The following is a 3,569-nucleotide window of genomic DNA, read 5'->3' on the forward strand; positions in this document are numbered from 1 at the left end:
ATCCAGGCGTGATCTGTGGCGTCCACCAGGGTCTGGTGGACGCCGCCCTGCAGGCCTGGGGCGATCAGGCGGAGGCTCGGCTGCAGCCGTTCAGTTCTGCGGAGGGCTGTCGGCTGGTTCGGCGTCCACCTGGTCAGCAGTCGGCCCCGGGTAGCTGACCTGCTGACCGTCCACAACCGCGAACGACGTCAGCTTGTGCGGTTTGGGTGCGGCCTCGCCGATGATGTCGAGAACGCTCACCCCGCGCGCCAGCAGCGCGTCCCCCACCAGCGAGCGATGGCAGCGCCACGGCACCGCCTCGGCGCACATGATCGCGGTCTGGCCGCGCTGGGCAATCTCCAGCAGGGCCGCGATCCCCTGCCGGAAGTCGTCGGTCTGCATGTGGTCGGCGTAGTTGCGGAACGACTGGTTGCGCCAGCCCAGGTTGGTCGAGTCCTTGACCTTGGATCGCAGGCCGCCCAGCTGTTTCAGGTAGTGGTAACCGAGCCCGGCCTCGGCGAGGGACGCCGCCAGGGCGTCCTGGGCGAACTGCGGGTTGTGGCGCGACCGGGGCACGGTGCGGATGTCGACCAGTTGGGTCACCCCGTGGGCCTGCAGCAGTGCGATGAACCCCTCGATCGGCCGGGTCGAGTGGCCGATGGTGTGGATCGTCGTCATGGCGTCGCCAACTCGCCGGTTCTCCTCGGCACGCCCGGCACCCGGTCGATGATCGCGGACGCCACGGCGTCCGGGTGGTTCTGGGGCAGCCAGTGGCGGGCGTCCAGCTCGACGAAGCGGTAGTCCGCGGCGACGAACTCGGCGGTCCGCGTGGCGGCCACGCGTCCGAGGTAGGGATCGCGGTTGCCCCACAGGTAGGTGGTGGGCACCCGGACGATCCGGTCGGTGGCAAGCAGCGACAGCGGGATGGCCCGGTACCAGTTCATCGGCGCGGTCAGTTCGCGCGGGTCGGCGAACCGTTCGGCGTAGCGGCCGGCGTCGGCGGGGTTGAGCCCGGTGCGCAGCAGCGTGCGTTCGAGGACGCGGACGCTGGTCCGCTCGGGCAGCCATGGCAGCTGGAAGAACCCCATGTACCAGCTGCGCAGCAACTGCCCCGACCGCCACGACGACGCCAGCACCGCGACTGGGTGCGGGGTGGCCAGCGCCACCAGCGAGGCCACCCGGCGCGGGTGCCGGGTGGCGAGGTCCCAGGCGACACCGGCGCCCCAGTCGTGCCCGACAACGTGTGCGCGGTCGAGGCCCACGGCGTCCAGCAACGCGATGACGTCACCGGAGAGCTTGTCGATCGTGTAGTCGCCGCGCCGAGGTGGACGCGCCCCGGGTGAGTAACCGCGCTGCTCGGGCGCCAGGGTCCGCAGGCCGGCGGCCTGCAGGCGGGTCGCAACCTGGTCCCAGCTGTCGGCGTCCTCGGGGAAACCGTGCAGCAGCACCACCGGCTCGCCGGACCCGGCGTCGAAGTAGTCGAACGTCAGCCCATCGTGGGTATAGGTCGGCACATGTTCACCCTAGGTGCTGAGTCGATCCAGGCCGCGCGCAACGAGGCTCGCGAAGACTGCCCAGGGGAGGAGCGAGGCCAGCGCGAACACGACACCGACTGTGCCGAAGTTGGACGGCACAGCCATCAGCGCCGCGGCCACCAGTGCCCAGATCGCGGTCGCCCGCGTGAACACGGTGCTGCGGTACATGAGCACCGCAAAGATCAGCAGGGTCACGAGGTTGAAGAAGTAGTAGACGTCGAACGCCGTACCTCTCCAGGTGGCCAGCATCCCGTCACCGGTGGCCAGCAACGCGACCTGTGCCACCGGGTCGGCATCTTGGTAGGCCCGCGCAAGGGCGAGCATTTCCACCGGTCGGGGTGAGGCCATGTACGCGGCCATGCCGAGCACACCGAAGGCAAGTGCAACGACCACGGCCGACCGACTCACCTGCCACAGCGCAGCCGCGAGTGCGAAGTACAACAGGTAGGCCAGCAGGTTGCTGATGACGTACAGGAGATCAAGGGCGAGTAACCCCCGCAGCGGGTCGGCGATCAGCAGGGCGAAGAAATCGCCGGTGGTCTCCGGCGGAGGCCAGAGGACATAGATGACGATCTGGATGGCGATGAGCGCGACGCTGGCCAACGCCGCCCACTCACCTGTCCGCAGTAGTCCGGTCCACTGTCGCAGGCCGGTGTGGATGCCTCGTTCCTCTTGGGTGGTCATGGCTACCCTGCCTGTCCTGGGAGGTTCTTGCCCGCGGCCGGTATCTGGTCTTTCACTGGTGCACACCTGCTGCCAATCCTACTGCGGCGACCAGTGGGCGGGGCTGGCCATCTTGCTGCGCACCGGGCACGGCTGCTGCGGCGTTCCCCGTTCACCGCCCGGCAGGCTCAGCGAGATGTCGGGGCGGCCGCCAGGTTTGGGTTGACGACTGCGGGCCGGTACCGGGAGTCGATCAGTCCAAGTCCTGCAGTCACCACCAGCGGGATGTGCAGGACTCTCATCCACCAGTCCTGCGGACTCGAAACGAACCACACGGCCATGTTGATCACACCGAAGATCAGACCGACGAAGGACGCAACGGCGAGCGCGCGGCGGTCGACGCCGCTCGGGAAGAGCAACAGGACGCCCAGTACGACCGGGGTGATCATGCAGTAGGTGACTCCGGCCTCGTTCCACAACACCGTCTCGACGGATGCAACGACGTGTCCCGCGTCGATCGAGTATGGCATCAGCAACGCCAGTGTGATGGGCACCAGGAGCCACAGGCGCCGACGCTGCAGGCTATCCCGGTGCAGGGTTGTGCTTCCGGCGAGCACGTCCACCAGACAGAAGAAGGCGACGATCAGCTGTACAACAGTGTTGCCGATCAGCCAGACGAACCCGAACTGCTCGGTTGCGGCCATGTTCTGCAGGAACGAGATCACCAGCAGTATGGCGGCGTAGTACCCGACGACGAACCGCCCCGACCAGCGCGTCCCCAGAAATGGCAGCACGGCCGCGCTGGCCAGCAAGAGCTTGGCGATGGGTAGCAGCGCGGGAATGAACATCGCGTACGGCTCCTGCAGGACGGCGCGGACGACCTCGGTGGTGCGCGCGGGATCGTACGACAGTCCCGTCATCGGCGGGATGAGGAAGCAGCACAGAATCAGCAGCCGGAACCACCACCTGTGACTGGCTGGTCTCGTGGTCGGCGGCATCTCCATCGCCCACCCCTCCTGCGACAAATCCCGTTGTGACTCCACTGTGCTCCTCCGCCCGCCGGCCCGACAATGGTTCGGTAACGCTCATTTGCGGACGCCGCGCTGACTGGGCACCAGCACCTAGCGTCCCCGGCGGTCAGGGGACCAGAACTGCGGCGCCCTCGTACCTGCCGGCGGCCAGGTCGGCCAGCGTCTCGTCAGCCGCGGACATCGGCCGGGTTTGGACGCGCGGGGTGATACCCAGTGCGCCGGCCAGGCGGAGGAACTCTTCGCCGTCGGCCCGAGTGTTCGCGGTTACGCTGCGGATCTCCTTCTCGTAGAAGAGCTCCTGCTCGTACACCAGCGGCGGGATGACGCTGAGGTGGATTCCGGCGAGCACGCAGACCCCGCC

The 3,569-nt window shown here is 67.9% G+C and carries 4 protein-coding genes and 1 pseudogene; all 5 read right to left on the reverse strand.

The window, feature by feature from the left end:
• Positions 1 to 90: 90 nt before the first annotated feature.
• Entirely contained in the window at positions 91 to 657 is a 567-nt protein-coding gene (locus tag WBL05_RS02120) for a DUF488 family protein (RefSeq protein WP_424223419.1), read from the reverse strand.
• On the reverse strand, positions 654 to 1,493 hold the full coding sequence (locus WBL05_RS02125) for an alpha/beta fold hydrolase (RefSeq protein WP_424223420.1): 840 nt from the start codon (positions 1,491 to 1,493) through the stop codon (positions 654 to 656). The genes WBL05_RS02120 and WBL05_RS02125 overlap by 4 nt, the downstream gene beginning before the upstream one ends.
• 9 nt (positions 1,494 to 1,502) lie before the next feature.
• Entirely contained in the window at positions 1,503 to 2,117 is a 615-nt protein-coding gene (locus tag WBL05_RS02130) for a hypothetical protein (protein ID WP_424223421.1), read from the reverse strand.
• Positions 2,118 to 2,365: 248 nt separating this feature from the next.
• Positions 2,366 to 3,097, reverse strand: a complete 732-nt coding sequence (locus WBL05_RS02135; protein ID WP_424223422.1) for a hypothetical protein — start codon at positions 3,095 to 3,097, stop codon at positions 2,366 to 2,368.
• A gap of 217 nt (positions 3,098 to 3,314) precedes the next feature.
• Positions 3,315 to 3,569 (reverse strand): annotated as a pseudogene (locus WBL05_RS02140) (alcohol dehydrogenase); the annotation flags it as partial.

Origin of the sequence: Brooklawnia sp. (assembly GCF_049651565.1) — a bacterium.
Taxonomy (GTDB): domain Bacteria; phylum Actinomycetota; class Actinomycetes; order Propionibacteriales; family Propionibacteriaceae; genus Brooklawnia.